Origin of the sequence: Microbacterium aurantiacum, from assembly GCF_002872075.1 — a bacterium.
Lineage (GTDB): Bacteria > Actinomycetota > Actinomycetes > Actinomycetales > Microbacteriaceae > Microbacterium > Microbacterium aurantiacum_A.
The window spans coordinates 179738-206158 of record NZ_PGGU01000006.1 but is presented as its reverse complement, the minus strand read 5'-3'; the positions used below and the strand labels follow the sequence as shown (position 1 = coordinate 206158).

General features: G+C 68.6%; 21 protein-coding genes, 1 pseudogene and 1 riboswitch. Of the genes and pseudogenes, 6 read left to right on the top strand and 16 right to left on the bottom strand.

Annotated features, from left to right (window positions below; translation table 11 throughout):
• Positions 1 to 8 precede the first annotated feature (8 nt).
• The gene (locus CUR96_RS18760) at positions 9 to 167 is read right to left on the bottom strand and encodes a hypothetical protein (RefSeq protein ID WP_245861098.1); all 159 of its coding nucleotides are present in this window, start codon (positions 165 to 167) and stop codon (positions 9 to 11) included.
• Positions 168 to 223: 56 nt separating this feature from the next.
• On the opposite strand from CUR96_RS18760, the pseudogene CUR96_RS06345 reads away from it, so the two are divergent.
• Together CUR96_RS06345 and CUR96_RS06340 are read left to right on the top strand one after the other, a co-directional pair.
• A pseudogene (locus tag CUR96_RS06345) lies at positions 224 to 1671 on the top strand (glyceraldehyde-3-phosphate dehydrogenase).
• Positions 1672 to 1709: 38 nt separating this feature from the next.
• Positions 1710 to 2777 carry a winged helix DNA-binding domain-containing protein gene (locus CUR96_RS06340; RefSeq protein WP_102192439.1) on the top strand — a complete coding sequence of 356 codons (1068 nt, stop codon included), beginning with the start codon at positions 1710 to 1712 and terminating at the stop codon, positions 2775 to 2777.
• 10 nt (positions 2778 to 2787) lie between these two features.
• Here CUR96_RS06340 and CUR96_RS06335 read toward each other — a convergent pair whose 3' ends face one another.
• Positions 2788 to 4230 carry an XRE family transcriptional regulator gene (locus tag CUR96_RS06335; RefSeq protein WP_102192438.1) on the bottom strand — a complete coding sequence of 481 codons (1443 nt, stop codon included), beginning with the start codon at positions 4228 to 4230 and terminating at the stop codon, positions 2788 to 2790.
• Positions 4231 to 4342: 112 nt separating this feature from the next.
• Between CUR96_RS06335 and CUR96_RS06330 the strand changes: the two genes are divergently transcribed.
• Positions 4343 to 6205, top strand: coding sequence for a phosphoenolpyruvate carboxykinase (GTP) (locus CUR96_RS06330; protein ID WP_180968961.1), 1863 nt, complete (start codon positions 4343 to 4345; stop codon positions 6203 to 6205).
• 166 nt (positions 6206 to 6371) lie between these two features.
• Here the strand turns inward: CUR96_RS06330 and CUR96_RS06325 are convergent, their stop codons facing one another.
• The 7 genes from CUR96_RS06325 to CUR96_RS06295 form a co-directional block, all read right to left on the bottom strand.
• Positions 6372 to 8258: an ABC transporter ATP-binding protein gene (locus tag CUR96_RS06325; RefSeq protein ID WP_102192437.1), complete on the bottom strand. Its 1887-nt coding sequence runs from the start codon at positions 8256 to 8258 to the stop codon at positions 6372 to 6374.
• Between the two features lie 74 nt (positions 8259 to 8332).
• Entirely contained in the window at positions 8333 to 8539 is a 207-nt protein-coding gene (locus tag CUR96_RS06320) for a transcriptional regulator (protein ID WP_102192436.1), read from the bottom strand.
• Positions 8540 to 8693: 154 nt separating this feature from the next.
• The gene (locus CUR96_RS06315; RefSeq protein WP_102192435.1) at positions 8694 to 10154 is read right to left on the bottom strand and encodes an MFS transporter; all 1461 of its coding nucleotides are present in this window, start codon (positions 10152 to 10154) and stop codon (positions 8694 to 8696) included.
• Positions 10155 to 10236: 82 nt separating this feature from the next.
• A complete protein-coding gene (locus CUR96_RS06310) occupies positions 10237 to 11967 on the bottom strand; it encodes a glycoside hydrolase family 35 protein (RefSeq protein WP_102192560.1) in 1731 nt (576 codons plus the stop codon).
• Positions 11968 to 12029: 62 nt separating this feature from the next.
• The gene (locus CUR96_RS06305; RefSeq protein WP_102192434.1) at positions 12030 to 13388 is read right to left on the bottom strand and encodes an ABC transporter substrate-binding protein; all 1359 of its coding nucleotides are present in this window, start codon (positions 13386 to 13388) and stop codon (positions 12030 to 12032) included.
• A 68-nt stretch (positions 13389 to 13456) separates the two neighbouring features.
• Positions 13457 to 14347 (bottom strand): carbohydrate ABC transporter permease, encoded by an 891-nt coding sequence (locus CUR96_RS06300; RefSeq protein ID WP_102192433.1) that lies wholly within the window; start codon positions 14345 to 14347, stop codon positions 13457 to 13459.
• A gap of 1 nt (position 14348) precedes the next feature.
• Entirely contained in the window at positions 14349 to 15266 is a 918-nt protein-coding gene (locus CUR96_RS06295; RefSeq protein ID WP_102192432.1) for a carbohydrate ABC transporter permease, read from the bottom strand.
• A gap of 158 nt (positions 15267 to 15424) precedes the next feature.
• On the opposite strand from CUR96_RS06295, the gene CUR96_RS06290 reads away from it, so the two are divergent.
• Positions 15425 to 16411 (top strand): LacI family DNA-binding transcriptional regulator, encoded by a 987-nt coding sequence (locus CUR96_RS06290; RefSeq protein ID WP_102192431.1) that lies wholly within the window; start codon positions 15425 to 15427, stop codon positions 16409 to 16411.
• Between the two features lie 3 nt (positions 16412 to 16414).
• Here the strand turns inward: CUR96_RS06290 and CUR96_RS06285 are convergent, their stop codons facing one another.
• From CUR96_RS06285 to CUR96_RS06255, 7 genes are all read right to left on the bottom strand, one after another.
• Positions 16415 to 16774, bottom strand: coding sequence for a Fe-S protein (locus tag CUR96_RS06285; protein WP_102192559.1), 360 nt, complete (start codon positions 16772 to 16774; stop codon positions 16415 to 16417).
• Positions 16775 to 16828: 54 nt separating this feature from the next.
• On the bottom strand, positions 16829 to 17302 hold the full coding sequence (ribH, locus tag CUR96_RS06280; RefSeq protein ID WP_102192430.1) for a 6,7-dimethyl-8-ribityllumazine synthase: 474 nt from the start codon (positions 17300 to 17302) through the stop codon (positions 16829 to 16831).
• The gene (gene ribA, locus CUR96_RS06275; RefSeq protein ID WP_102192429.1) at positions 17302 to 18567 is read right to left on the bottom strand and encodes a GTP cyclohydrolase II; all 1266 of its coding nucleotides are present in this window, start codon (positions 18565 to 18567) and stop codon (positions 17302 to 17304) included. The genes ribH and ribA overlap by 1 nt, the downstream gene beginning before the upstream one ends.
• Positions 18564 to 19193 carry a riboflavin synthase gene (locus tag CUR96_RS06270; protein WP_102192428.1) on the bottom strand — a complete coding sequence of 210 codons (630 nt, stop codon included), beginning with the start codon at positions 19191 to 19193 and terminating at the stop codon, positions 18564 to 18566. The genes ribA and CUR96_RS06270 overlap by 4 nt, the downstream gene beginning before the upstream one ends.
• Complete coding sequence (gene ribD / locus CUR96_RS06265; RefSeq protein ID WP_102192427.1) at positions 19193 to 20242, bottom strand: bifunctional diaminohydroxyphosphoribosylaminopyrimidine deaminase/5-amino-6-(5-phosphoribosylamino)uracil reductase RibD; 1050 nt, start codon at positions 20240 to 20242, stop codon at positions 19193 to 19195. Before ribD ends, CUR96_RS06270 begins: the two co-directional genes overlap by 1 nt.
• Positions 20243 to 20291: 49 nt before the next feature.
• Positions 20292 to 20437: riboswitch (FMN riboswitch) on the bottom strand.
• A gap of 54 nt (positions 20438 to 20491) precedes the next feature.
• On the bottom strand, positions 20492 to 21355 hold the full coding sequence (locus tag CUR96_RS06260) for an Fpg/Nei family DNA glycosylase (RefSeq protein WP_102192426.1): 864 nt from the start codon (positions 21353 to 21355) through the stop codon (positions 20492 to 20494).
• Positions 21356 to 21405: 50 nt separating this feature from the next.
• The gene (locus CUR96_RS06255) at positions 21406 to 21969 is read right to left on the bottom strand and encodes a GNAT family N-acetyltransferase (RefSeq protein WP_102192425.1); all 564 of its coding nucleotides are present in this window, start codon (positions 21967 to 21969) and stop codon (positions 21406 to 21408) included.
• 55 nt (positions 21970 to 22024) lie between these two features.
• Here CUR96_RS06255 and mfd point away from each other — a divergent pair, with 55 nt between their 5' ends.
• Both mfd and CUR96_RS06245 read left to right on the top strand, forming a co-directional pair.
• Positions 22025 to 25600 carry a transcription-repair coupling factor gene (mfd, locus tag CUR96_RS06250; protein WP_180968960.1) on the top strand — a complete coding sequence of 1192 codons (3576 nt, stop codon included), beginning with the start codon at positions 22025 to 22027 and terminating at the stop codon, positions 25598 to 25600.
• Positions 25601 to 25687: 87 nt separating this feature from the next.
• Positions 25688 to 26290 carry a gamma carbonic anhydrase family protein gene (locus tag CUR96_RS06245; RefSeq protein ID WP_102192424.1) on the top strand — a complete coding sequence of 201 codons (603 nt, stop codon included), beginning with the start codon at positions 25688 to 25690 and terminating at the stop codon, positions 26288 to 26290.
• Positions 26291 to 26421: the final 131 nt, after the last annotated feature.

Sequence of the window (26421 nt, the reverse complement as noted above, 5' to 3'; positions counted from 1 at the left end):
CGTACCGGTCAGTGCGCACCGCCGAACTCGATGAGCGCGACGCTGGCGGCGATGAGCGCGACGCCGATGGCCATCATCGCTGAGAAGTGGTCCTTGCGGCCGAGAGCATCCGATTCCCGGGTCCGTGCCCGTGCCGCGTACCCTGGTACGCATCCCCCGAAACTCACCCGGCACCCGCGCGCTGGAGACCATCGGCGCGCCGATCACCCATGCAAGGATGCAGATGAACGATTTCGCGGCACACCGCGACGACTGGACGGCGCGAGAAGAGCTGGCGGAGCGGATGATCCCGCTCATCGGAGCCCTCAAGCGGGACACGACGTGGTGACGTCTCTGCACGGACATCGCCTGCTCGGCCTTTCGGCCACAGGGCTCGTCGAGGTGCACGAGCGCGTCGCCCAGCTGGGGCATGAGCAGCTCGCCCTGGAAGACAGCCTCGCCGTGCTCGAGGCGCTCCGCGAACTCGCGCCCGGTGCATCGTCGCTCGACGTCGCTCGCCTGGTCGAGGAGCACGCCGCCGACGAGCGCCCGCTGGCCGAGTACCTGCGTGAGGCGCTCGCGCCGGCGATCGGTGCGACGGCCGCGGCGCCCACCGACGTGGTGCTCTACGGATTCGGCCGGATCGGGCGCCTCCTCGCCCGCATCCTCATCGCGCACACCGGCGGCGGCAGCGGCCTGCGCCTGCGCGCCATCGTCGTGCGCCGCGGCGCCGAGAACGACCTGGTCAAGCGCGCATCGCTGCTGCAGCGCGACTCCGTGCACGGCAAGTTCGCCGGTTCCGTGACCGTCGATGAGGATGCCGAGCAGATCATCGCCAACGGCACCCGGATCCAGGTGATCTACTCCGACGACCCGGCCGCCATCGACTACACCGTCTACGGCATCCGCGATGCGATCGTCGTCGACAACACCGGCCGCTGGCGCGATGAAGCCGGGCTCTCGCAGCACCTGCAGTCGCCCGGTGTGGCCCGGGTGCTGCTGACCGCACCGGGCAAGAGCCCGCTGAAGAACATCGTGCACGGCATCAATGACGACTCGATCGATGCGGGTGATCGCATCCTCTCGGCCGCCTCCTGCACGACCAATGCGATCACCCCGGTGCTCGCCGCGATCGACGAGGCGTACGGCGTCGTGAAGGGTCACGTCGAGACCGTGCACTCGTTCACGAACGATCAGAACCTCATCGACAACTTCCACAAGGGCGACCGGCGCGGGCGTTCCGCGGTGCTGAACATGGTCATCACCGAGACCGGTGCCGCCCAGGCGGTCGCCAAGGCGCTCCCGCAGCTCGAGGGCAGGCTGACCGGCAGCTCGATCCGGGTCCCCACCCCCGATGTCTCGCTCGCCGTGCTCCACCTCACGATCGAACGCCCCGCGACCAAGGAGCAGGTCAACGACTACCTGCGTCGGGTCTCGCTGCACTCGAAGCTGCGCCAGCAGATCGACTACGTCGAATCGCCGGAGGTCGTCTCGACCGATTTCGTCGGATCGCACCGCGCCGGCATCGTGGACGGGCTCGCGACGATCGCCGACGAGGACACGCTCATCCTCTACGTCTGGTACGACAACGAGTTCGGGTACTCCTGCCAGGTCATCCGCGTGCTCGAGGTGATGGCGGGCTCTCATCCCGTGGTGCTCCCGGCGCGGCGCGAGGTGACACTCGCTGGCTGATCGGGCCTGATGTCGGGCGCCCAGGGCAATATGGGTGCATGACGCCCAGCGCCCTTCTGTCCGAACGGCTTCGGTCCCATCGGCTCACCGCCCCGGCGCGGACGGTGACGGATGCCGCAGCGCACATGCTCGCCGTGCAGAGTCAGGAGTTCCTGGCCGGTCGATGGGCGCTCGGCATCCGCACCACAGGGTCTCCCACGCTGGCGACCGTCGACAGGGCGTTCGCGCGCGGCGAGCTCGTGCGCTCGTGGCCGATGCGCGGCACGCTGCACATCATGCCGGCCAGGGATCTGCACTGGGTGCTGTCGGTGACCGGCGAACGACAGCGCAAGCAGGTGGCGGCTCGGCATCGCGAACTCGGCATCGACGCAGAACTTCTCGGTCGCGTCGGCACGGCGTTTCGCGAGCGGCTGACCGACGGCGGCCGCACCAGAGCCCAACTGCTCGATGACATCTCCGCCCTGGGCATCGACCCCGCCGGGCAGCGCGGCGTGCACATCATCGGTGCCCTCTGCGTCGACGCGGTGCTCGTGCAGGGACCGGTGGTCGCGCGCGACGGCGCTGTCGGACGAGAGCAGCTCTTCGTCCTGGCCGACGAGCACATTCGCGCGCGGTCGACTCCCGACGATCCCCTCGCGGAGTTCTTCGTACGCTACGTCGACGGGCACGGGCCGGCGAGCGCGGCGGACTTCGCATGGTGGTCCGGCCTCACGCTCGGCGTCGCGCGCGAGGCCGTCGAGCGCGGTCGGCATCGCGTCACGGAGGTCGACGACGGGCTCTTCGTCTCCGCCGAGCGGCCGCGCCGCGCGCGCGGAGCCGATGACGCCGCGGTGCGCGCTCTGCCGATGTTCGACGAGTACTACATCTCGTACGCCGATCGCGGTGCCGTCGCCGACGCCGACGCGATGGTTCGCATCGGACCGGGGAAGAACGGCATGGTTCGGGCGAGTCTTCTGTCAGAAGGTCGCATCGCCGGAGCGTGGACGCACTCCGCCGCGGTCGGCCGCCACCGCGATGCGCCGGTCGCCGAACTCTTCGACACCGAGCTGGATTCGGATGCGGTCGCCGTCGCGCTGCAGCGCTACAGCGACTTCGTGAGCGGCTGAGGCCAGACGATCACTCGTCGGCGTGCCGGGCGAGGAACGTGTATACCTCGTTGTCGTCGACGCCGGGGAACGCACCGCGGGGGAGCGGCGAGAACATGTGCGTGTGCACGCGGGCGCTCGGCCACGCCTTGCCGCTCCAGCGATCGGCGAGGTCCGCAGGAGGGCGACGGCAGCACGCTTCGTCAGGACAGGTCGAGACGGCCCGATCCGTGGTCTCGCGTCCTCGCCACCAGCGTGCGTCGTCGAAGGGCACGCCGACCGTGACGGAGAACTCCCCCTCGCTCGATGAGCCCGTCTGCGTCGAGCACCAGAACGTCCCGGACGGGGTGTCGGTGTACTGGTGGTGCTCGGTCGTGCGGTTCTGCTGAGTGAACGCCGCCCGCGCCTGGAATTTGCGGCAGACGCGCTGGCCCTCCACAGCGCCGGTGACATCCATCGGCAGTGGCAGGCCGTCATTCTCGTAGACCCGCGTGATGGCCCCGTCGGCGTCGGCGCGCAGGAAGTGCAGGCGCATGCCGAGGTGCTGAGTGAGCAGATTCGTCATGCGCATGGCGGCACCCTCGTGGGTGACGCCGAAGGCGTCACGGAAGTCCTCCACGGCGAGATTGCGGTCCTTCTTCGCCTGCTGCAGGAAGGCGACGGACGCCGTCTCCGGCATCAGGCAGCAGGCGGCGAAGTAGTTGATCTCGAGCCGCTGCTGCAGGAAGTCGGCGTAGTCGGTCGGCGGGGTGTGCCCCAACAGGCGGTGCGCCATGGCCTGCAGGGCCATCGAGCGAAGCCCGTGCCCGCCGGGGATCGACGCGGGCGGCAGGTAGATCCGGCCGTTCTCGAGGTCGGTGACCGAGCGCGTCGAGTGCGGCAGGTCGTTCACGTAGATCAGCTCGAAGCCGAGCTTCTCCGCCATGATGCTCACCGTGCGGTGCGTGAGGGCGCCCTGCACGTGCCCGGCCGCCCGCAGATGCTTCTCGGCGAGCTTCTCGATATCGGCGAGGTAGTTGTTCTGCTCGCGCATCCGCAGGCGCAGTTCGGTGTTCGCCCGGCGGGCCTCCTCCGGCGTCGCGATCGCCTCGCGCTCACGGCGCTGCAGTTCTCGGTGCAGCCCCAGCAGCGACTCGATGGTCTCGTCGCTCATCCCCTTGCTCACACGCACGGGAGCGATGCCGAGCTGACGGAACACCGGGCTCTCCTGTGCGCGCTCGAGCTCGATCTCCAGTGCTGCGCGACGGTTCGGCGGCTCACCGGAGATGAGGTCGGTGACCTCGGTTCCGGTGGCGTGGGCGATGGCCTGCAGAAGGGACAGCTTGGGTTCGCGCTTGCCGTTCTCGATGAGGCTGAGTTGCGAGCCCGCGACGCCGACGAGAGCGCCCAGCTCGTCGAGCGTGAACCCGTTCTCGAGCCGGTGGTGCCGGATACGGTGGCCGAGGGTGGTGAGGTGGATGCCGGAGGTCGCCATTCCTTGAGTGTAGCGAAAGAAACGCGGTTCTTAATGGTCGACTCGAACGAAAGTGTGGCCTATCCCGGAAGAAGATGGATGTAACGCCCTACACTTCAAAGGAGCAGCAGTCATGGCCATCGCCGAGACCTTCACCCCTCGAACCTCCGCCGTCGCCCCGGTACGCACATTCGGCACGGCTCCGCGCTATGACACCCCCGCGATGGCCGAGCTGGCCGCCTGGGTCGAGGAGATCCGCACGCTCACTCAGCCCGCGAACGTGCACTGGGTCGACGGCTCGCGCGCCGAGAACGACTGGCTGCTGCGCGGACTCGTCGACGAGGGCAAGCTGATCAAGCTCAACCCCGAGTGGCGCCCCGGCTCCTACCTCGCCCGGTCGCACCCCAGCGACGTCGCTCGCACCGAGGGGCGCACCTTCATCGCCTCCGACCGCGAAGAGGACGCCGGCCCCACGAACAACTGGGCGGATCCCGCCGAGATGCGCCAGAAGATGACCGGGCTCTTCGAAGGATCCATGCGCGGTCGCACGATGTACGTCGTCCCGTTCTCGATGGGCCCCGTCGGCGGTCCGCTTTCGCACATCGGCGTCCAGATCACCGACAGCGCCTACGCCGTGGCATCCATCGGCATCATGACCCGGGTCGGCGATGCCGTCACGCGCCGGATCGCCGAAGGCGCGCCGTGGGTGAAGACGGTGCACACGGTCGGTGCGCCGCTCGCCGCAGGCGAACCGGACGCCGAGTGGCCGTGCAACGACGAGAAGTACATCGTGCACTTCCCGGACACCCTCGAGGTCTACTCGTTCGGCTCCGGATACGGCGGCAACGCGATCCTCGCGAAGAAGTGCTTCGCCCTGCGTATCGCCTCGGTGATCGCGCGTGACGAGGGCTGGCTGGCCGAGCACATGCTGCTCATCCGCGTGATCGACCCCCAGGGCAAGGCGTACCACGTCGCCGCGGCGTTCCCCTCCGCCTGCGGCAAGACGAACCTCGCGATGCTGCGTCCGACGATCCCCGGCTGGCGGGTGGAGACGCTCGGCGACGACATCGCCTGGATCCGCCCCGGTGAGGACGGACGGATGTGGGCGATCAACCCGGAGGCCGGCTTCTTCGGCGTCGCACCGGGCACCGGAGAGTCCACCAACGTCACGGCCGTCGAGACGCTGTGGGGGAACACCCTCTTCACGAACGTCGCACTCCGCCCCGACGGCGACGTCTGGTGGGAGGGCCTGACCGACGAGGCGCCGTCCGAGCTCATCGACTGGGAGGGCAACCCGTGGACGCCCGATTCCGGTCGTCCGGCGGCGCACCCCAACTCGCGCTTCACGGTCTCGGCCGCCCAGTGCCCGCAGATCGCCGAGGACTGGGAAGAGGCGGTGCCGCTCGACGTGATCCTCTTCGGCGGTCGTCGCGCGACCAACGTCCCGCTGGTGGTCGAGGCGACCGACTGGACGCATGGCGTCTTCCTCGGATCCACCATCTCGTCCGAGCGCACGGCAGCGGCCGAGGGCACGCTCGGCGAACTGCGCCGCGATCCCTTCGCCATGCTGCCGTTCTGTGGCTACAACATGGGCGATTACTTCGCGCACTGGCTCAAGGTCGGTCGCAGCCTGCGCTTCGATCGGGCTCCGCGGATCTTCCAGGTGAACTGGTTCCGCCGCGGCTCCGACGGCCGGTTCCTGTGGCCCGGATTCGGCGACAACTCGCGCGTCATAGACTGGATCATCCGTCGCGTCGCCGGTGAAGTGCCCGCCGTGGACAGCCCCATCGGCCGCCTGCCGCGCATCGAAGACCTCAACCTCGACGGTCTCGAGGTTGCCGACGCAGACCTCGAGGAGCTGTTCTCGATCGACTCCGCCGCCTGGCTCGCCGAGGCGGACCTGACCGAGGAGTTCTTCGACACCTTCGGCGACAAGCTGCCGGCCGCGCTGCGCGCCGAGCTCGCATCGCTGCGCTACCGCCTGGCGAAGGCGTAGTCACGACCGGGTGCCGGTTCGGGGGATCCGGCACCCCAGGCACCCTCGCGGGTGCCGAACCGCGAGGGCGGAATGTCGCAGGCGACCCATGGCTGAGTGGCCTGCGGCATTCCGCCTTCGCTCATGTCCCGGTGCCTCTTCGTCGATCGAAGGGAGCGGGAGTGCGTCAGGCGAGCAGCTGATGCCGGGCGAGGTCGCGGTACAGCGGGGTCGACTCCACGAGTTCCGCGTGCGTCCCCTGGCCGACCACCGTGCCGTCCTGCAGCACGACGATGAGGTCGCTGTCGACGACGGTGGACAGTCGGTGGGCGATCACGATGAGGGTCCGGTCGGACGAGACGGCGTCGATGGCCTCGCGCATCCGCTGTTCGTTCACGCCGTCCAATGACGAGGTCGATTCATCGAGCAGCAGGATCGGCGCTTCGGTGAGCAGTGCTCGTGCGATGGCCAGGCGCTGACGCTCGCCGCCCGAGAGCATGACCCCGTCCTCGCCGACGGGCGCCTCGAGGCCGAGAGGGTTCCGCTCGAGGACGTCCCCGAGGTTGACCGCCCGCAGCACGCGCTCGCACTCGGCGTCGGATGCCTCCGGTGCGGCGAGCCGCAGATTGTCGGCGAGGGTGCCGGCGAGCGTCGGGGCATCCTGCTCCACGTAGCCGAACTGAGCGCGCAGTTCGTCGCGCGGATATGTGCGCGCGTCGTGCCCGTGCAGGCGGATCGAGCCACCGGTCGGATCGTAGAACCGCTCGAGGAGGGAGAGGATCGTGCTCTTGCCGGCACCGCTGGGGCCGACCAGGGCGACGCGGGCACCGCGTGGCACCGCGAAGGAGACGCCGCGGAGGACCTCCCGAGCAGGCGCCGATGTTCTCGGCTCATCGGCGCGTTCGAGGTGCGCATCGGCGAGAAGCGAGTGCGCAGCCTCGGCAGCGGCCCGGCGCGCCGCGACGACGTTCTCCGGATACTGGAAGCGCACGTCGCGGAACTCCACGGCGGGAGCGTCTTCCACGCTCTCGGAGCGGCGAACGGAAGCGGCGGCCGCCGCATCGTCCTGATCCTCGACCGGCAGGTCCAGGACCTCCTGGATGCGGCCGAGGGCGCCGAGCGCCTGATTCACCGAGGTGATCGCGCCGAAGGTGGAGGCCAGGGGCATCACCAGCATGAACAGGAACATGATGAACGTGATGAGCGAGGCGATGGAGATCGTGCCCGCGGCGACCCGGAAGCCCCCGACGCCGAGCACGACGAGCAGCGAGAGCTGCAGCGCGATGCCCGCGACAGGGACGACCATCGACGAGATCTTCGCGATCTTCACGCCGAGCCCGTACGCGTCCGTCGCGAGCTGCGACACGGCGTGGGTCTCGCGCTCTGTGGCCCCGGACGCGCGGATCGTGCGGATCGACCCGACGGCGCGTTCCACGCCGGAGGCGAGCTCGCCCACCTTCTCCTGCTGGGCGGTGGATGCGGTGCGGATCCGTCCGCTGAGCACGGTGACGCCGACCACCGAGGTGCCGATGACCACGACGATCAGCAGCAGCAGGATCGGGTCGATGACCAGCATCGCGATGAGGGCGCCGAGGAACAGGATCGCGCTGCCGACGGCATCCGCGAGTCCCTGGGTGAGCACGGCGTAGAGAAGCGTCGTATCCGTGCCGACGCGCGAGACGAGGTCTCCGGTGCGACGCGCATCGAACTCACTGATCGGCAGATGCAGGATGCGGGCGATGAGCTTGCGGCGACTCGACAGGACCACCGCGGTGCCGGTGCGCTGCAACAGATAGTGCTGATAACCGGAGATGACCGACGACACGACGACGAAGCCGACGAGCAGCCAGACGAGGATCCCCAGTCCGCTTTCGGACTGCACCGCTTCGATCATCTGTCCGACGAGGAGCGGTTGCACGAGCGAGGTCGCAGCACCGATGACGCTGAGGACGGCGACGACGATGAGCGTGCGCTTGTGCTCGAAGAGGAAGGGGAGGAGCTGGCGGAACGTGGCGCGCGGACCATCCTGCTGCGCGCCTCGTCCGCGTCGGCGTGGCGTCGCCGTGCGGGACATGCGGGACCTCGTTCTGGAAGGGGTACTTCGACCGTACTTCGTGTGAAAACCGATTCTGTGGGTCGGCTGTATGGTCAGCTGCGGCCGTACTTGCGGTGTGCGGCCTGCTTGGTCACGCCGAGAGCGCTGGCGATCGCCTGCCACGAGTATCCGGCGTTGCGCGCCCGACGCACCTGCGCCTCCTCGCTGCGTGCGACCTCCTTCCGGACGTCGGCGAGCCGATGCAGCTCGGCCAGGGGCTCGCCCCCGTCTTCCTGTGCGATCGCGGTCTGTATGGTCATGGCGCACCTCCTTGCGTCAATACTTGTTGACAAAGTCCGGTTTGTCAACAACCATTGACGCCGGCCGCACCCCGACGTGCTTCGGAGAGAGCAAACGGCTGCATTTCGTCGCCGAATGCAGCCGTTTGCGCTCTGTGAACGAAGGAGGCGGGGCCTACAGCTCCACCGCCGCGGCGAGGCCGAGGTCGTCCTCGTAGTCGCTGTCCTTCGTCTCCGGCGTGAAGATCAGGGCGATGAAGGTCAGCACGCCCATGGCAGAGAGGTAGACGCCGACCAGCCACGGTTCGCCGTCCATCCACTCCCACAGCGTGAGCGCGATGAGCGGAGCGACCGCCGCGCCGAGGATCGACGACACGTTGTATGAGATCGCCGAGCCCGAGTAGCGGACGTTCGTCGGGAAGAGCTCGGGCAGCAACGCGCCCATCGGCCCGAACGTCGCGCCCATCAGCATGAAGCCGAACACGAGGAACGCCTGCACGAGCGCCCCGGTGAACTGGGGATCGACGGCGGGAAGCAGGAAGGCGTTGAAAGACAGCCCGAAGACGATGATCAGCCCGGTGACCCACATCAGCAGCTTGCGCCGTCCGATCGCATCCGCGATCGGACCGGAGAGCAGCGTGAAGATGCCGAAGAACACCACGCCGATGATCTGCATCAGCACGAAGTCGGTGTAGCCGAAGCCGAGGCCCGGATAGAACTGCGCGGCGAACGCTGCGGCATCGAAGTCCTTGCCGGTCGCCTCGGCCGCGGCCTGCGCGGCGGCGGATGCCGTCTCCAGCGAGGCCGCCTTGGTGCCGTACGCGAGGGTGAAGTTCGTCATCAGGTAGAACAGTACGTAGGTCGCGAGCATGATGAACGTGCCGAGGATCAACTGCTTCCAGTGGTGACGGAACACGGTCGCCAGCGGCAACTTGCGCAACGTCCCCTTCTCCGACGCCTTCGTGAAGGTCTCGGATTCGACGAGCTTCAAGCGCACCCAGAGACCGATGATCACCATGACCGCGGAGAACAGGAACGGGATCCGCCAGCCCCAGGAGAGGAACGCCTCGGACTTCAGCGCGGGATTCTCGGAGTGCGGTAGAAGCCAGTTGATCCCGAGGAACAGGAAGTTGGCGATGATGAAGCCGAGGGGAGCGCCGAGCTGCGGGAACGTGCCGTACCAGGCGCGCTTGCCCTTCGGTGCGTTCTCGGTGGCGACCAGTGCGGCGCCCGACCACTCGCCGCCGAGGGCGAAGCCCTGCGCCAGGCGCAGGATCAGCAGCAGGAGCGCCGCCCACCAGCCGATCTGCTGGAACGTCGGGAGCAGTCCGATGATGAAGGTCGCGATGCCCATCGTCAGCAGCGAGGCGACGAGCGTCGCCTTCCGGCCGAACTTGTCACCGAAGTGCCCGAACACGACGGCGCCGATGGGGCGGGCGACCATGGCCGCGCCGAAGACGGCGAAGGACGACAGCAGCGACGTGGTGTCGTTCCCGGTGGGGAAGAACAGCACCGGGAACACGAGTACGGCTGCGGTCGCATACGCGTAGAAGTCGTAGAACTCGATGGTCGTGCCGACCAGGCTCGCGGTGATGACACGCGAGCGCGGATTCGCGGGCGCTGTTGCAGTACTCAAGGTGCTCCTTCGATCATCGCTCCGAGCGGAGCACGTGGGAGTTTACGCCTTCCTGAACGTTCGCTGTGTGAATCGTCGCGCGTCATTCCGCCGTGTCGCCGAGCGACGGTCCGCCCACGAAAGCAGCGATCGGCGCGAGGAGGCGCTCCAGCTCCAACACGACGATCCGGTTCTCGCCGGCATGCGTGGCCGGTGCGGGAACGTACATCGTGCGCTGCGGTCCGTTGCGCCAGTAGCGGCCGAGGAAGAAGCCGTTGACGAACGCGTAGCCCTTGCTCCAGTCGGCGGTGTCGAGGAACAGGTCCTGCGGCGTCTCCAGCGTGAACGCGCCGACCCAGGCCGACGGCCCGGGCGCCGCCGCGTCGATCCGTTCGCCGACTGAAGCGGCGATCGCCGCGACGTCGAGCGGAGTCGAACGCCACCCGGTCAGCGGCGCGCCGTCGAGCGTCGGCACGCCGATCAGCCCCTTCTCCTCACCGAGGCGACGATCGTAGTTCACGCGACCCTGATCCTCCACGAGGATGCTGAGCGTGCGGCCGGCCGGGATCTCGATCACGCGGTCATGACGGGTGCGCGAGAGCGTGCCGACAGGGGTCCCGTCGACGCTCACCCAGGCGAGGTCGCGCACCTCCTCGATGACGAGCAGGCCGCCGGTGGCATCGGGGAGGTCGACGTCGTAGCGCACCAGCGCGCTGCGGTGCTCGAGGTCGTCGAAGGTCAGCGGGTGCGGGGAGGAGGATGCAGGTGCCGCAGCATCCACCCATGCCCCTGCCGGTGAGAGCGGGGCCGCGAAGCTCGGCGCCTCGGTGCGCAGCGCGGGCTGTTCCTCGGGCACAGGGGCGTACTTCGCGATGACGTCGCGGAAGGCGAAGAACTTGGCCGTGGGGTTGCCGGCCTCGTCCAGCGGGGCGTCGTAGTCGTACGAGGTGGTGATGGGCAGGTACCGGCCCTTGTCGTTCGCGCCGTTGGTCAGGCCGAAGTTCGTGCCGCCGTGGAACATGTAGATGTTGACGGATGCGCCGGCGGCCAGCAGCTCGTCGAGGTCGGATGCCGCGGCATCCACCTCGGTCGTGTGATGCACGCCGCCCCACCAGTCGAACCAGCCGTCCCAGAACTCCGAGCACATCAGCGGCCCGGTCGGCTGGTGCCGGCGCAGGGTGGCGAGCCGTTCGGCACTGCGGGAGCCGAACGACCCGGTCTTGTGCAGCGTGGGCAGGCTGCCGTCGGCGAGCATCTGATCGGTCGGCTGATCGACCGTGGTGAGCGGCACGGTGATCCCGGCATCCCGCGTCACCCGCACCAGTTCCTCGAGGTACGCCTTGTCGGCACCGTACGCACCGTACTCGTTCTCGATCTGCACGAGCACGACGGGGCCGCCCCGGTCGATCTGCCGCGGCGCGACGATGTCGTACACCCGGCGTAGGTAGCCCGAGACGTCGGCGAGGAACGACGGCTCTGACGAGCGCAGTGCGCGGTCATCGCCGGTGAGCCAGACGGGCAGGCCGCCGTTGTGCCACTCCGCGCAGATGTAGGGGCCGGGGCGCACGATCGCATCCATGCCGGCATCCGCCACCAGATCGAGGAAGCGCCCGAGGTCGTTCCACCCCGTGGCATCCCACTCTCCGCGACGTGGTTCGTGCGCGTTCCAGGCGACATACGTCTCGATCGTGTTCAGGCCCATCATGCGGGCCTTGTCGATGCGATCCTGCCACTGCTCCGGGTGCACGCGGAAGTAGTGGATGGCGCCGGAGATCACCCGGTGCGGACGGCCGTCGCGGAGGAAGTCGGTCTGGCCGATGGAGAAGGAAGTCACGATCGAATTGCTTTCGGTGAAGCGAGCCGGGCGGGGTCTGACCCCGCCCGGCTCGACAGCCATTACTTGTTGACGGCGAAGCCCTGCGCGTTGCCGTACTCGACGAGCGAGTCCTGCCAGGCCGAGAGTCCCTCGTTCAGGTCGGTGCCGTTCTGGTACGCCTGGCCGACGGTGTCGCCGAAGATGCTGTTCGCGTACACCTGGTAGGGCAGGTAGCTCCAGCCCTCGACGACGTCATCCGCCGCTGCGGCGAGCACCTCGTTGATCTTCTGACCGCCGAAGTACTCCGGCGCGTCCGCGAGGAACTCCTCGCTGGACAGCTGGGCCGTGGTGGAGGGGAACCCGCCCGACTCGAGGAAGATCGAGATGCTGTCCTCGGAGTTGTTCAGCCACCACAGGAAGCCCGCCGCGAGTGCGGGGTTCTTGCTCTGCGTCGTCACGGCCTGGCCGCCTCCGCCGTTCTCGGCGCTGGCGGGGGAGCCGTCGTAGGTCGGCATCGGGGCGACGCGCCAGTCACCGGCGCCGTCGGGTGCGCCCGAGATCAGGTTGCCGGGCATCCACGCACCGATCACGAGGGTCGCGAGGCTGCCGTCGCCGAGGGCACGGAACCACTCGTCGCTCCAGCTGGAGTAGGGAGCCAGCAGGTCCTCCTCGACGAGGCGGTTCCAGTTCTCGGTCCACTTCTTCGAGCCGTCGTCCTGCAGGTCGATCGTGACGTCGGTTCCCGAGGTGCTGAACGGCTTGCCGCCGGCCTGCCAGATCATCGACGTCGCGAACCCGGCGTCGCCGGTGTCGTTGGTGATGTAGGCGTTCGGGTTGGCGGCGTGGATCGCCTTGGCCGCTTCGTAGTACTCGTCCCACGTCGCGGGCACGGCCACGCCGGCGGCGTCGAAGACGGTCTTGTTGTAGAACAGCGCCATGGGCCCTGAGTCCTGCGGAAGGCCGTAGATCGCGTCGCCGTCGGTGACGGAGTTCCAGGTGGATGCCGTGTAGTCGTCCTCGAAGTCGGCGAAGCCGTACTGCGACAGATCGACGAACGCGTCGGTCAGCGCGAACTGCGGGAGGGCGTAGTACTCCACCTGCACGACGTCGGGCGCGCCGGAGCCGGCCTTGATCGCGTTCTGCAGCTTGGTGTACTCCTCGTTGTTGGTCCCGGCGTTGACCAGGTTGACCTTGACGTTCGGGTACTCCTTCTGGAACGCCTCGACCTGCGCCTCGGCGGAAGGCGTCCACGACCAGTACGTGATCTCGCCGCCCTTCTCGAGTGCGGCCTCGACCGAGTCGAAGGTACCGTCGCCGCTGCCGGCGCCGCCGGAGCCGGAATCGCCGGTGCTGCAGCCGGCCAGGGCCAGGGCTGCCACGGTGCCTGCCGCGAGCGCCATGATGGCGCGCCGCCCGGCGGGGGAGGGAAGGTGCTTCATTGCTGTGTCCTTTCGGGAGGGTGCGGCCCAGCATCGAGCCGACGTTGTGATGCAGGTGGTGCGAGGAGTTACTGCTTGACGCTTCCCGCGGTGAGCCCCGACTGCCAGAACCGCTGCAGAAGCAGGAAGGCGATGACGATGGGGATGATCGTGAGCAGCGAGCCCATGATCACGAGGTTGTAGATCGGCTGGGAACCAGCGCCGATCGCCTGAGCGCTCCACTGGTTCAGGCCCACCGTGAGCGGGTACCAGGCGGGGTCGGAGAGCATGATCAGGGGCAGGAAGTAGTTGTTCCACGTCGCCACGACGGTGAACAGCGCGACGGTCACGATGCCGGGCGCCAGCAGCCGCATCGAGATCGTGAAGAAGGTGCGGAACTCACCGGCGCCGTCGATGCGCGCGGCTTCGAGCAGTTCGGTCGGGATGGACTCGGTGGCGAACACCCAGATCAGGTAGAGACCGAACGGGCTGATCAGGGACGGGATGATCACGGCCCACGGAGTGTTGGTGAGGCCCAGTTCGCTGAACAGCAGGAACGTCGGCACAGCGAGGGCAGTGCCGGGAACGGCGACGGCACCGAGCACGACCGCGAAGACGGCGCGGCGCCCGGGGAAGCGGAACTTCGCGAGACCGTAGCCGGCCATCGTCGCGAGCAGGGTGGCGCCTCCGGCGCCGACGACCACGTACAGCAGCGTGTTGCCGAGCCAGCGCAGGAAGATGCCGTCGCGATACGCGAAGGTCGCCGTCAGGTTGTCGAAGAACGCGAAGTCGTCGGCGAACCACAGTCCGAAGGAGCTGAACAGTCCCGACTGGGTCTTGGTCGCGCTGAACAGGAGCCAGACGAGGGGCACCAGCGTGTACAGCGCGTAGACGACCATGACGATGAGGAGCGTCTTCGACTTGCGCGGGTTGAGCGGGTCGTGGCGCTTCCGGGCGGAGCGGGCGAGGGGCAGCGCCATGTCAGCGCACCTCCGACTTCGAGCCGCGCAGCTGCACGACATAGGCGATCACGGCCGTGATGAGGCCCATGATGATGGCGATCGTCGCGGCGTAGTTGAACTGCTGTCCGGCGAACGAGAGGTTGTATGCGTACATGTTCGGGGTGAAGAACGTCGTGATCACGTTCGGGGCGAGCGGGCGCAGGATGTTCGGCTCGTTGAAGAGCTGGAAGCTGCCGATGATCGAGAAGATCGTCGCGATCACCAGCGCACCGCGGACCGAGGGGATCTTGATCGAGAAGATCGTCCGCCAGGCGCCGGCGCCGTCGAGGGACGCCGCCTCGTACATGTCGTTGGGGATGGACTTCAGCGAGGAGTAGAAGATCAGCATGTTGTAGCCGACGAACTCCCAGGTCACGATGTTGCCGATCGAGAGCAGCATCCACTCCTTGGCGAACGGGGTGATCGCCTGGAAGCCGAGGAAGTCGTTGATGTTGCTCGTCAGCCCGAACTGGTCGCCGTAGATGTAGCCCCACATGAGGACGGCGACGACGGCCGGGACCGCGTACGGCAGGAAGATCAGGATGCGGAAGAACGAGGCGCCGCGCAGGCGCGCGCTGTCGAGCGCGAGCGCTGCGCCGAGCGCGAGGGCGAGCATGATCGGGACCTGCACGACCAGGAACAGCAGGACGCGGCCGAAGGCCTCCCAGAACTGCGGATCGGTGAGCGCGCGGACGTAGTTGTCGAGCCCGACGAAAGCGGTGCCGCCGATGAGCTTCTCCTGGAAGAAGCTCAGATAGAGCGCGTACGCGAGAGGGGTGAGGAACACCAGTGCGAACACGACCATGAACGGGCCGACGAAGGCCCATCCCTTCCAGTCGGGCCGGTCGTGGCGTCGGGTGCCGGGTGCTCTGAGAGCGGCGTTGCTAGCGGTCGTCATCGACGAGACCTTCTCCAGATCGGGACGGGGGCGTGCTGTGTGTCAACGTCAACATATGCGATGCGCTGCTAGTGTGTCAACGTCAACACATGAATGGATGGTCGATCGTGACCTTGGAGCAGCCGTCAGAGCCTTCGCCCCGCCGTCGTGAGCCCTCGATGGAGGATGTCGCCCGCGAGGCGGGCGTCTCAGGGCAGACCGTCTCGCGTGTCGTCAACGCCCGGGGCTACGTCGGGGCGACGACCAGAGTCCGTGTCGAGGCCGCGATGCAGAGTCTGGGCTATCGCCCGAACAGCGCGGCCAGGGCCCTGCGCTCCGGCCGATTCCGCACCATCGGCGTCGTCATGTTCTCGTTCAGCTCCTACGGGAATCAGCGCACTCTCGACGCGATCGCCGTGCGCGCCTCCCAGATGGGGTACGCGCTCACCCTCATCCCGGTCGAGTCGAGTGCGACCGAGACCGTCGTCGGCGCGTTCCGGCGCCTGGAGGAGCACGCGGTCGACGGCGTCATCATCGTGATCGAGGCGCATCAGCTCGACGAGGCGGAGGTGGAGATCCCGGACACCCTGCCGGTCGTGTTCGTCGACTCCAACCGGGGCACCGAGCTGCCGTTCGTCGACACCGACCAGGCTCAGGGGGCCACGCTCGCGACCGAGCATCTGCTCGACCTCGGGCACAGCACGGTGTGGCACGTCGCGGGGCCGGCGAAGTCGTACTCCGCCGAGCGCCGGCGAGACGCCTGGCGCACCACTCTCGAGTCCCGCGGCCGGGTCGTCCCGGAGCCGATACCGGGCGACTGGAGCGCGGCGTCGGGTTACGAGGCCGGAGTGCGTCTGTGCGAGATCGACGCGGTGACGGCCGTGTTCGCCGCCAACGACCAGATGGCGATCGGCGTGCTGCGGGCCTTCCGCGAGGCCGGGCTCGAAGTGCCCGGCGACGTCAGCATCGTCGGTTTCGACGGGCTGCCGGATGCCGCGCAGCTCTGGCCGCCGCTGACGACCGTGCAGCAGCACCCCGAGCGCGTGGGCGCGCTGGCCGTCGATGCACTGCTGAGCGAACTCGACAGCGGTGACCGGTTGCGGACGCCGCTCGTGGGCACAGAACTCATCATCCGCAGCAGTACGGCTCCGCCGCGGACGCGCTGAGGGTCAGCGCCAGAGCAGAGCGATGGCGGCGTTCGTCACCGTGAGGATGCCGACGAGCCAGAACACCGCGGACGGGACGGATGCTCCGCGCTTCTGCCGCCCCAACCCGGATCCGACCAGGGCGCCGATGGCGACCAGCACGACGAGCTTGGTGCCGATCTTCACGTAGTTCATCTCGGCGCCTTCCGGCAGACCCCACGGCGCTGCGAGCACCAGCCCGGCCACTCCGGCGATCAGGAGCCCGTACTCCATGATCTTGCCGAACTGCCTCTGGCCTCCGAAGGCCTGCACGGCCCAGGAGCCGAAGAGCACGGCGAATCCGATGAGGTGGACGAGCAGGACGATCAGGCGCAGGGTCTCCATGCCCTCACCGTACGGCAGCGGCCGCACCGGTCGCCAGATAGGCAAGCCTCAGATTCAGCCGCGCAGATCCCGGATGACGAGGGCCGTGCGCAGCGCCGCATCCGCAGCCTCGGCACCTTTGTCCTCTTTCGAGCCCTCGAGACCGGCCCTGTCGAGCCCCTGCTTCTCGTCGTCGAGGGTCAGCACACCGAAGCCCACGGGCTTGCCGGCGTCCAGTGACACCCGGGTGAGCCCGTCGGTGGTCGCCGCCGATACGTACTCGAAGTGCGGTGTGCCCCCGCGGATGATGACGCCGAGCGCGACGACCGCGTCGGCTCCGCCGGCGAAGGCGGCCTGTGCGGCGACGGCCAGTTCGAAGGATCCCGGCACCCGCACCAGGCGGTGAGCCGCCTGGGCGGCGTCCAGCACGCGCTCGGCTCCCGCGATGAGGCCGTCGCTGATGACCTCGTGCCAGGTGCCGGCGATGATGACGACGTTCAGGCCGCGCCCGTCGATGGTTCCGCTGGTCGGTGCTCCTGCGCCGCTCATTACTCGCCCTTTCCGTTCGCGAGAGCCTCTGCCAGCTCCGCTTCGCCGATGATGTGACCCATGCGGTCGCGCTTGGTCTCGAGGTACTGGTGGTTGTTCGGGCCGACGCCGACGATCAGCGGCACCTGCTCGATGACATCGAGTCCGAGCTCGCGCAGCTGCATGACCTTGTCGGTGTTGTTCGTCAGCAGGCGCACCTTCGAGATGCCGAGGTCGCTGAGGATGCCGGCTGCGGCCGCGTATTCGCGGGCGTCCGCAGGCAGACCGAGCGCCAGGTTCGCATCGACGGTGTCGAGCCCCTCCTCCTGCAGGCTGTACGCGCGCAGTTTGTTGATGAGGCCGATGCCGCGCCCTTCGTGGCCGCGCATGTAGATGACGACGCCGCCGTGCTCTTCGATCTCGTCGAGCGCCGCTTCGAGCTGCGGGCCGCACTCGCACTTGAGGGAACCGAAGGCCTCGCCGGTCAGGCATTCGGAGTGCACGCGCACCAGCGCCGTCTCCGTCGGCTCGCCCGAGACGACCGCGAGGTGGTCGGTGCCGGTCACGCGGTCCTTGTAGGCGAGGAAGCGGAAGGTGCCGTGCATCGTCGGAACCGTGGCGTCGGCGCGGAGGCTCACGCGGCGGCTCCTGTGGGTGCTCGCCAGCTCATCGCGCGGGTCGTGCTCGTTGAGGTACGCGATCAGCTGCTCGATGGTGATCACCGGGATGCCGTCGCGCTCGCCGAGCTCGATCAGACCCGGCATCCGCATCATGCTGCCGTCTTCGGCGACGACCTCGGCGATGGCGCCGACCGGGCGCAGGCCCGCCAGGCGCATGAGCTCGACCGCTGCTTCGGTGTGACCGCTGCGTTCGCGCACGCCGCCGTCGACGGCGCGCAGCGGCAGGACATGACCGGGGCGGATGATGCTGGTCGGCGTCGACGCCGGATTCGCGAGTACGTTCAGTGTGTGTGCGCGGTCCGCGGCGCTGATGCCGGTGGTCACGCCCTCCGCCGCATCCACGCTCACCGTGTACGCGGTGGAGCGGGCGTCTTCATTGGACTCCACCATGGGCTGCAGGTTCAGGCTGTCGGCCAGGTCGGCGGGCATCGGCGCGCAGATGAAGCCGGACGACCAGCGCACCGTCCACGCCACCCATTCCGGGGTGGCGAGCTCGGCGGAGAGGATGACGTCGCCCTCGTTCTCACGGTTCTCGTCGTCGGCGACGAGGACGGGGCGTCCGGCGCGCAGGGCGTCGAGCGCCTCGGGGATGGTGGCAAGGCTCATCGCGAGCCCCCTTCCTGTCCAGACCGGAAGGCGAGCAGGCGCTCGACGTGCCGGGCGAGGATGTCGGTTTCGAGATTGACGCGGTCGCCGACGACGCGAGCGCCGAGCGTGGTCGCCGCGAGGGTCTCGGGAATGAGGGAGACCTCGAACCAGGCCTCCGCCGCCCGAGGGGCGCTGACCGCACTCACGGTGAGGGACGTACCGTCCACGGAGATGGAACCCTTGTCGACGACCAGGGGCGCGAGGTCGGAGGGGAGGCTGATCCGCAGCACGCTCCACTGCGCACCCGGCCGTACCTCCAGCACCGTGCCGACGCCGTCGACGTGGCCCTGAACGATATGCCCGCCGAGGCGTGCACCGACCGGCATCGCCTTCTCGATGTTCACGCGGGTCCCGACCGTGGCACCGCCGATCGCGGCGACGTCGAGAGTCTGCTTCATCACATCGGTGTCGAAGGTGTCTGCCGTCGATCCGACCACGGTCAGGCACACGCCCGAGACGGCGATCGATTCGCCGTGCACCGCGTCGGATGCCGCTTTCGGAGCGCGCACGGTCAATCGCCAGCCATCGCCGGCCGGCACGATGGCGGTGATCTCGCCGATCTCCTCGATGATTCCGGTGAACATCAGCCGGCTCCTTCGTTCTCGTCGTCGTTCTCGTTTACGGAGGTAGGGTGACCGACCGCGAGCAGGTCGGCCCCCAGCGGCACCCATTCCTCGATCGTCAGGCGTCGGGCCTCGGCGATCGTCGGTACAGCGATGTCGGTGAGGGCGAGGCGCTCGCCGCCGAGCAGCACCGGTGCGAGGTACACGAGCACCCGATCGACCAGGCCGGCCGCGATGAACGCGCTGGCGAGCGTGGGCCCGCCTTCGACGAACACGCTCTGGATGCCGCGGGCGTGCAGATCCGCGACGACGGCGTGCAGATCCCTGGTGTCGTAGAAGAGCGCCGCCCGCGGGTGGCGGCGCACGGCGGCGTCGGATGGTGTGGCGCGAGCACCGATGACGACCGGAACCGGCTGGCGCGGGTGCAGTTCATCGCCGTCGCGAGCGGTGAGTGCGGGGTCGTCGGAGAGGACGGTGCCGGTGCCGACGGCGATCGCATCGGCCTGCGCGCGCCGGCGATGGACGTCTGCGCGGGCGGGGTGCCCCGTGATCCACTGGCTCGAACCGTCCGCGGCTGCGGCGCGCCCGTCGAGGCTCTGCGCCCATTTCACGGTGATGTGCGGGCGGCCGAGGCGCAGAGCGGCCAGCCATCCGCCGATGAGTGCGCGCGCGGCATCCGCCTGTTCACCGGCTTCGACGCCGACTCCCGCATCGCGGAGCCGCTCGGCGCCTCCGCCGGAGACGGCTCCGGGATCGTCGAGCGCGAAGACGACACGGGAGACACCGGCCTCGATGAGAGCGACGGCGCACGGGCCGGTGCGTCCCGTGTGATTGCACGGCTCGAGTGTGACGACGGCGGTCGCGCCTCGCGCGGCACCGGGGGCCAGCTGGGAGAGGGCATCCACCTCGGCGTGCGGCGTGCCGGCACCGTGATGCCACCCCTCGGCGAGGACCTCGCCGGTGGGGGAGAGGATGACGGCGCCGACCTGCGGGTTCACGCCGCGGGGGCCGAGGGATGCGAGTTCGAGCGCACGACGCATCGCGCTGCGCTCCGCCTCGTTCACTGCCATCCGTTGTCCTTCTCTGAGGCTCCGGGGGTGGCAGAAGACGCGCTTGCGCCTCGTGCTGCCTCCCATCCGGACTAGCGAGGGTTTCCCTCGCATCACCGTCGGTCCCGGAATTTCACCGGGTCAACGCCTCGGTTTCCCTGGGCGCTCGCGGACTGTCACCGCCGGTTCGGATTCTCACCGACCCCGGAGCACGTTGTTGCTCTGAGTGTAGTCAACGCGTCTGAATGGATTTCATTCCCGGTGTCGTGGTCATTTCAGCAGACGCGACAGCCGCCGGTCGGCCAGCGGCTTGCCGCCGGTCTGGCAGGTGGGGCAGTACTCGAGCGAGCGATCGGCGAAGAACACGCTGCGCACGGTGTCTCCGCAGACGGGACAGGCCTCGCCTCGGCGGGCGTGCACCTGCATGCCTCGGCGTTTGGCATCCTTCAGATCTGCCGGCGGCTTTCCGGATGCTTCTGCCACGGCGTCGCGCAGCGTCGACTGCATCGCCTCGAAGAGCCGGTCGATCTCTTCGGCGCCGAGTTTTCCGGAGGCGGCATACGGAGACATGCGGGCGGCGTGCAGGATCTCGTCGGAGTAGGCGTTGCCGATGCCGGCGATCACCGCCTGGTCGCGCAGCAATCCCTTGATCTGCATCCGCCGCCCCTCGAGGAGTCCTGCGAAGACGTCGCGGGTGAAGTGCGGGTCCAGCGGGTCCGGCCCCAGCCGGGCGATCCCCGGTACATCTTGCGGATCGCGCACCACGTAGACGGCGAGCGACTTCTTCGTGCCCGCCTCGGTGAGGTCGAAGCCGCTGCCGTCGTCAAGGGCGACACGCAAAGCGATGGGCGACTTCCCCGGTCTGATCAGTGTGGCCGGTAGGGCGTCGTACCAGCGCAGCCAGCCGGCCTTGGCCAGGTGGAAGGCGAGGTGCAATTCATCGCCGCAGGAGAGCACGATGAACTTGCCCCGGCGAGCTGATGCGGTGATCGCGGCTTCCTGCAGCGCCGTGATCGGCGGATCGTAGGTCTTCAGAGCGGAGATCGCGGACACAGTCGCGCGGGTGATCGTCCGGCCGACGGCGCGCTCGCCGAGGAAGGCGACGAGCCCTTGGACCTCCGGCATCTCCGGCATGGAATCATCCTGTCACCGGCGTCCGACGCTGTCACCCCGGGATCGCCGCCTCAGAGGATGGGCCACTCCACCGGCGTCCGGTCGTCCGTCGCGAGCAGCCCGGCCATCCAGCCGTCGTCGCGTCCGCGCGGACTCGTGAGGGCCTGGCGCTGCAGCCCTTCGTAGCGGAACCCGAGGGTGCGGGCGGCGCGGGCCGAGGGCACGTTGCCGACGACCGCCTGCCAGCGGATGCGCGCGAGTCCGAGTTCGGCGAAGCCCCAGTCGATGACCGCGCGCGCCGCCTCGACGAGATAGCCGTTGCCCCGAGCGGGCGCTGCCACCCAGTACCCGAGCTCGGCGTGGCCGCCCGTCACGTGCTCGACGATGCGGTGCAGGCCGATCGACGCCACCAGCTCACCGTCTCGGTACGCGCACCAGATCGTCTGGCTGCCCTCGGCCCACCATTCGCCGATGAGCTTCACATAGCCTTCGCCGTCTTCGCGTCGATAGGGACTCGGCACCGGTGTGTACCGCGGGATCTCCGGATCCTGGCATGCCTGCACGATCGCGTCGACGTCCGCCTCGCCGGGCGCGCGCAGCACGAGACGTTCAGTGGTGAGGATGACCGGTTCCATTCCGGCATCCTATGGTCCGCCGCGCAGTGTCGGAGGGACCGCCTAGGCTTGTGCGGTGACTGTTTCGGGGATTCTGCGCGCCTTGGAAGAGGCGACCCTTTATCGTGACGCCCTCACCTGGGCGCAGACCGATGCAGACCTCGGTCTCGTCGACGGATTGGACGCGCCGGCGCTCGCCGGGCTCCTGCAGCGGCGACGCGATGCGGGTCACCCGGCGGCACTGCTCGCCGTCGCCCCGACCGGCCGGCGTGCGGAGACGCTCGCCCTGGCGCTCGGCGCCTACATGCCGGATGCCGATGTGCTCACGTTCCCGGCATGGGAGACCCTGCCCCACGAGCGCCTGAGTCCGAGCCCCGACACGGTCGGCCAGCGTCTGCAGACCCTCCGCCGCATCGCGGACTGGTCCGGGGAGCATCCCCTCATCGTCGTCGCCTCGGTACGGGCGGCCCTGCAGCCGATCGCCGGGAACCTCGGCGAGATCGCCCCGCTCGAACTCCGCACGAGCTCGCGCGGCAACGACCTCGACGTCGTCGCCGAACAACTCGTCGAGCGCGCCTACTCCCGTGTCGACATGGTCTCCCGGCGCGGCGAGTTCGCGGTGCGCGGCGGCATCCTCGATGTGTTCCCTCCGACGTCGGAGCATCCGTTCCGTGTCGAGTTCTTCGGCGACGAGATCGACCAGATCCGCGCCTTCTCCGTCGCCGACCAGCGCTCCCTGCCCGGTGATGTCGACGGGGTCGATCTGCCGCCCAGCCGCGAGCTGCTGCTCACCGCCGACGTCCGCGACCGAGCGCGCGCCCTCATCGGCGGTTTCCCCGCCATCGCCGGGATGCTGGAGAAGATGGCTGAGGGCATCCCGGTCGAGGGCATGGAGTCGCTCCTGCCCGCCGTCTCGGGACCGCTGAAGTCGCTCGCCGAGTACCTTCCCGCGGGAAGCGCCACGGCGATCGTCGACCCGGAACGCTCGACCGCACGAGCGATCATCCTGGGCGACACCAACCGCGAGTTCCTCGACGCCGCCTGGAGCGCGGCGACCTCCGGAGCATCCGCCCCGATCGACCTGGGTGCCGGTGACTTCCTCACCGTCGCGCAGCTGCGCGAGGTCGTCCGAGATCGCGGCGGCGTCTGGTGGCGGCTCAGCCCGTTCGGCGTCGGCCTGGGCGAGGGCGACGACGATGCGGCGAATCTCGCCGCAGCCGTCATCCCCTCCTTCCACGGCAACGTCGACGGCGCGATCGACTTCGTGCAGACGCTGGTGGGCGACGGCTGGCGCGTGGTCGTCATCGCCGCAGGTCACGGCCTCGTGGACCGCGCCCGCGACGTGCTCGCCGATCGGGGGATCGCCGCCCGAGTGGTGGAAGATCTGAGCTCGATTCCGGATGCCGGGATCGCGTCCCTCGTCACCGGATCGGTCGAGGCCGGCTTCCAGATTCCGCAGGCGAAGCTCGCCGTCCTCACCGACAACGAGTTCTACGGGCGCACGATCGGCGGCGACCAGCGTGTCGTCAAGAAGCTCGCTTCCCGCCGCAAGAACGTCGTCGACCCGCTGCAGCTGAAGAACGGCGATCACGTCGTGCATGCCACCCACGGCATCGGACGCTTCGTGGAGATGACCAAACGCGAGGTGTCCACCGGCGGGCGCAACGCGACCAAGTCGGTCCGCGACTACCTCGTGCTGGAGTACGCGCCGTCCCGTCGCGGGTACCCGGGCGACAAGCTGTTCGTCCCGACAGACCAGCTCGATCTGCTGTCGAAGTACGTCGGCGGCGAAGCGCCGACTCTGTCGAAGATGGGCGGCAGCGACTGGGCTCAGGCGAAGGGCAAGGCGCGCAAGGCGGTCCGCGACATCGCCGTCGAGCTGGTGAAGCTGTACTCGGCGCGGATGAGCGCGAAGGGCTATGCGTTCGGACCGGACACCCCCTGGCAGCGCGAACTGGAGGAGGCGTTCCCGTTCGCAGAGACGCCCGATCAGCTGCAGACCATCGACGAGATCAAGGCCGACATGGAGCGGCCGATCCCGATGGACCGGCTGCTCTCGGGCGATGTCGGCTTCGGCAAGACCGAGGTCGCGGTTCGTGCCGCCTTCAAGGCGATACAGGACGGCAAGCAGGTCGCGATGCTCGTGCCGACGACCCTGCTGGTCAAGCAGCACCTGGAGACGTTCACCGAGCGCTTCGCCGGATTCCCGGTGAAGGTGCGCCCGCTGTCCCGGTTCCAGTCCGACAAGGAGGCGAGGCTCACCCTCCAGGGTCTGCTCGACGGTTCGATCGACATGGTCATCGGCACGCACCGCATCCTCACGGACCAGATCATCTTCAAGGATCTGGGGCTGATGATCATCGATGAGGAGCAGCGGTTCGGCGTCGAGCACAAGGACGCGCTGAAGAAGATGAAGACCAACGTCGACATCCTCGCGATGAGCGCCACGCCGATCCCCAGGACGCTCGAGATGGCGGTCACCGGCATCCGCGAGATGTCGACCCTGCAGACGCCGCCGGAAGACCGGCATCCGATCCTCTCGTTCGTCGGGCCGCGCAGCGACAAGCAGATCACGGCGGCCATCCGCCGCGAGATCCTCCGCGAGGGCCAGATCTTCTTCGTGCACAACCGCGTGCAGTCGATCCAGCGGGTCGCCGCACAGCTTGCCGAGCTGGTACCGGAAGCACGGATCGCCGTCGCCCACGGGCAGCTGGGCGAGCACCAGCTGGAGCAGGTCGTCGACGACTTCTGGGAGCGGAAGTTCGACGTGCTCGTCTGCACGACGATCATCGAGACCGGCCTCGACATCTCGAACGCGAACACGATCATCATCGACAGGGCCGACAAGTACGGACTGTCGCAGCTGCATCAGCTGCGCGGTCGCGTCGGCAGAGGACGCGAGCGGGCCTACGCCTACTTCCTCTACGACGAGATGAAGCCCCTCTCCGAGACAGCCGCCGACCGGCTGCAGACGATCGCGGTGAACAACGACCTCGGCTCCGGCATGCAGGTGGCCCTGAAGGACCTCGAGCTCCGCGGCGCGGGCAACCTCCTCGGTGCGCAGCAGGCCGGACACATCGCCGGCGTCGGCTTCGACCTGTATCTGCGGATGATCGGCGAGGCGGTGGCGACCTTCCGCGGCGACGAGGTCGAGACGGGAGCCGAGCTGCGTCTCGAGCTGCCGCTGGACGCTCGCATCCCTGAGGACTACATCGACAGCGAGCGCCTGCGGTTGGAGGCCTACCAGAAGCTCTCCGCCGCATCCACGGCGACCGCGAAGGACGACGCGATCGACCTGGTCGTCGAAGAACTCACCGACCGCTACGGCGCACCGCCGGCCGAGGTCGAGGGCCTGCTCGCCGTCGCGCGCCTGCGACGCCGCGCGGCTCGAGTGGGGCTGACCGACGTCGTGGTGATGGGCTCGAACCTGCGCATCGCCCCCGCTCACCTCGAGGACTCGATGAAGGTGCGGCTGCAACGCCTCTACCCGAAGGCGAAGCTGGTCGCCGGGGGAGAGGCCCTGGTCGTGCCGATGCCCACGATCGCCTCGCCGATCGGGGTCGGTGTCGAGCCCCTCGCCGATGCGGAGCTGCTGACCTGGGTCGGCCAGCTGTTCACGGCGATCTTCCCCGAACCGGTCAAGGCCGAGTAGCTCGGGGATCGTCGCGGCATCCGGAAATGCCGACGTCAGCGAACCGGATGCTGCGCGCGCCCGCATCCGGGCGGCTAGTCTGACGTCATGTTGTACGAGCATCTCGGGGCTCGGCCCCGGATCCATGCCACCGCCGTCATCGCTCCCACCGCCGTGGTCTCCGGCGACGTGCGGATGGGCGCCGACTGCCAGGTGCTGCACGGCGCCGTGATCACCGCGGAGGGCGGGCCGATCACGCTCGGCGACAACGTCATCGTGATGGAGAACGCGATCGTGCGCGCGAGTTCGGCGAATCCCGTGCACATCGGCGACCACGTGCTCATCGGCCCGGGGGCATCGGTCTCCGGGGCGGTCATCGGCGACGAGGTGTTCCTCGCCACCGGAACGCGGGTGTTCAACGGGGCGCATATCGGGGATCGCGCGGAGGTGCGGATCAACGCGGTCGTGCACCTGCGGACGGTGCTGCCCGAGGACGCCGTCGTGCCGATCGGCTGGGTGGCGGTCGGCGACCCGGTGCAGGTGCTCTCGCCGGACCGGCACGAGGAGATCGCGGCGGCGCAGCGCGAGCTCGACTTCCCCGGCTACGTGTTCGGCGTCGACCGCGACACGCCGGACGTGATGGTGCAGCTCACCGAGCGGTACGGGCGATCGCTCGCGCGGCATGCCGATGATCGGGAGATCTCCGATTAGCAGCATTCCGCCGCTCCGAAACACCGCATCCCGAACGAAGCGACACGCTACGCGTGATGTCTCGTGCGGAACGTGATGTGTCGTGCGGGAAACGGTGCCTCGTGCCGAGAGGCCGAGAGCCCTCAGGCGCC

Excerpts from the sequence above, each read along its gene's own strand:
- CUR96_RS06295 (WP_102192432.1), bottom strand. The coding sequence starts at position 15,266 with ATGACGACCGCTAGCAACGCCGCTCTCAGAGCACCCGGCACCCGACGC.
- CUR96_RS06290 (WP_102192431.1), top strand. The coding sequence starts at position 15,425 with ATGGAGGATGTCGCCCGCGAGGCGGGCGTCTCAGGGCAGACCGTCTCG.
- CUR96_RS06335 (WP_102192438.1), bottom strand. The coding sequence starts at position 4,230 with ATGGCGACCTCCGGCATCCACCTCACCACCCTCGGCCACCGTATCCGG.
- CUR96_RS06305 (WP_102192434.1), bottom strand. The coding sequence starts at position 13,388 with ATGAAGCACCTTCCCTCCCCCGCCGGGCGGCGCGCCATCATGGCGCTC.
- CUR96_RS06255 (WP_102192425.1), bottom strand. The coding sequence starts at position 21,969 with ATGGAACCGGTCATCCTCACCACTGAACGTCTCGTGCTGCGCGCGCCC.
- CUR96_RS06330 (WP_180968961.1), top strand. The coding sequence starts at position 4,343 with ATGGCCATCGCCGAGACCTTCACCCCTCGAACCTCCGCCGTCGCCCCG.
- CUR96_RS06245 (WP_102192424.1), top strand. The coding sequence starts at position 25,688 with ATGTTGTACGAGCATCTCGGGGCTCGGCCCCGGATCCATGCCACCGCC.
- CUR96_RS06300 (WP_102192433.1), bottom strand. The coding sequence starts at position 14,347 with ATGGCGCTGCCCCTCGCCCGCTCCGCCCGGAAGCGCCACGACCCGCTC.
- CUR96_RS06260 (WP_102192426.1), bottom strand. The coding sequence starts at position 21,355 with ATGCCGGAGATGCCGGAGGTCCAAGGGCTCGTCGCCTTCCTCGGCGAG.
- CUR96_RS06340 (WP_102192439.1), top strand. The coding sequence starts at position 1,710 with ATGACGCCCAGCGCCCTTCTGTCCGAACGGCTTCGGTCCCATCGGCTC.
- CUR96_RS06270 (WP_102192428.1), bottom strand. The coding sequence starts at position 19,193 with ATGTTCACCGGAATCATCGAGGAGATCGGCGAGATCACCGCCATCGTG.
- ribA (WP_102192429.1), bottom strand. The coding sequence starts at position 18,567 with ATGAGCCTTGCCACCATCCCCGAGGCGCTCGACGCCCTGCGCGCCGGA.
- CUR96_RS06320 (WP_102192436.1), bottom strand. The coding sequence starts at position 8,539 with ATGACCATACAGACCGCGATCGCACAGGAAGACGGGGGCGAGCCCCTG.
- CUR96_RS06325 (WP_102192437.1), bottom strand. The coding sequence starts at position 8,258 with ATGTCCCGCACGGCGACGCCACGCCGACGCGGACGAGGCGCGCAGCAG.
- CUR96_RS06285 (WP_102192559.1), bottom strand. The coding sequence starts at position 16,774 with ATGGAGACCCTGCGCCTGATCGTCCTGCTCGTCCACCTCATCGGATTC.
- ribH (WP_102192430.1), bottom strand. The coding sequence starts at position 17,302 with ATGAGCGGCGCAGGAGCACCGACCAGCGGAACCATCGACGGGCGCGGC.
- ribD (WP_102192427.1), bottom strand. The coding sequence starts at position 20,242 with ATGGCAGTGAACGAGGCGGAGCGCAGCGCGATGCGTCGTGCGCTCGAA.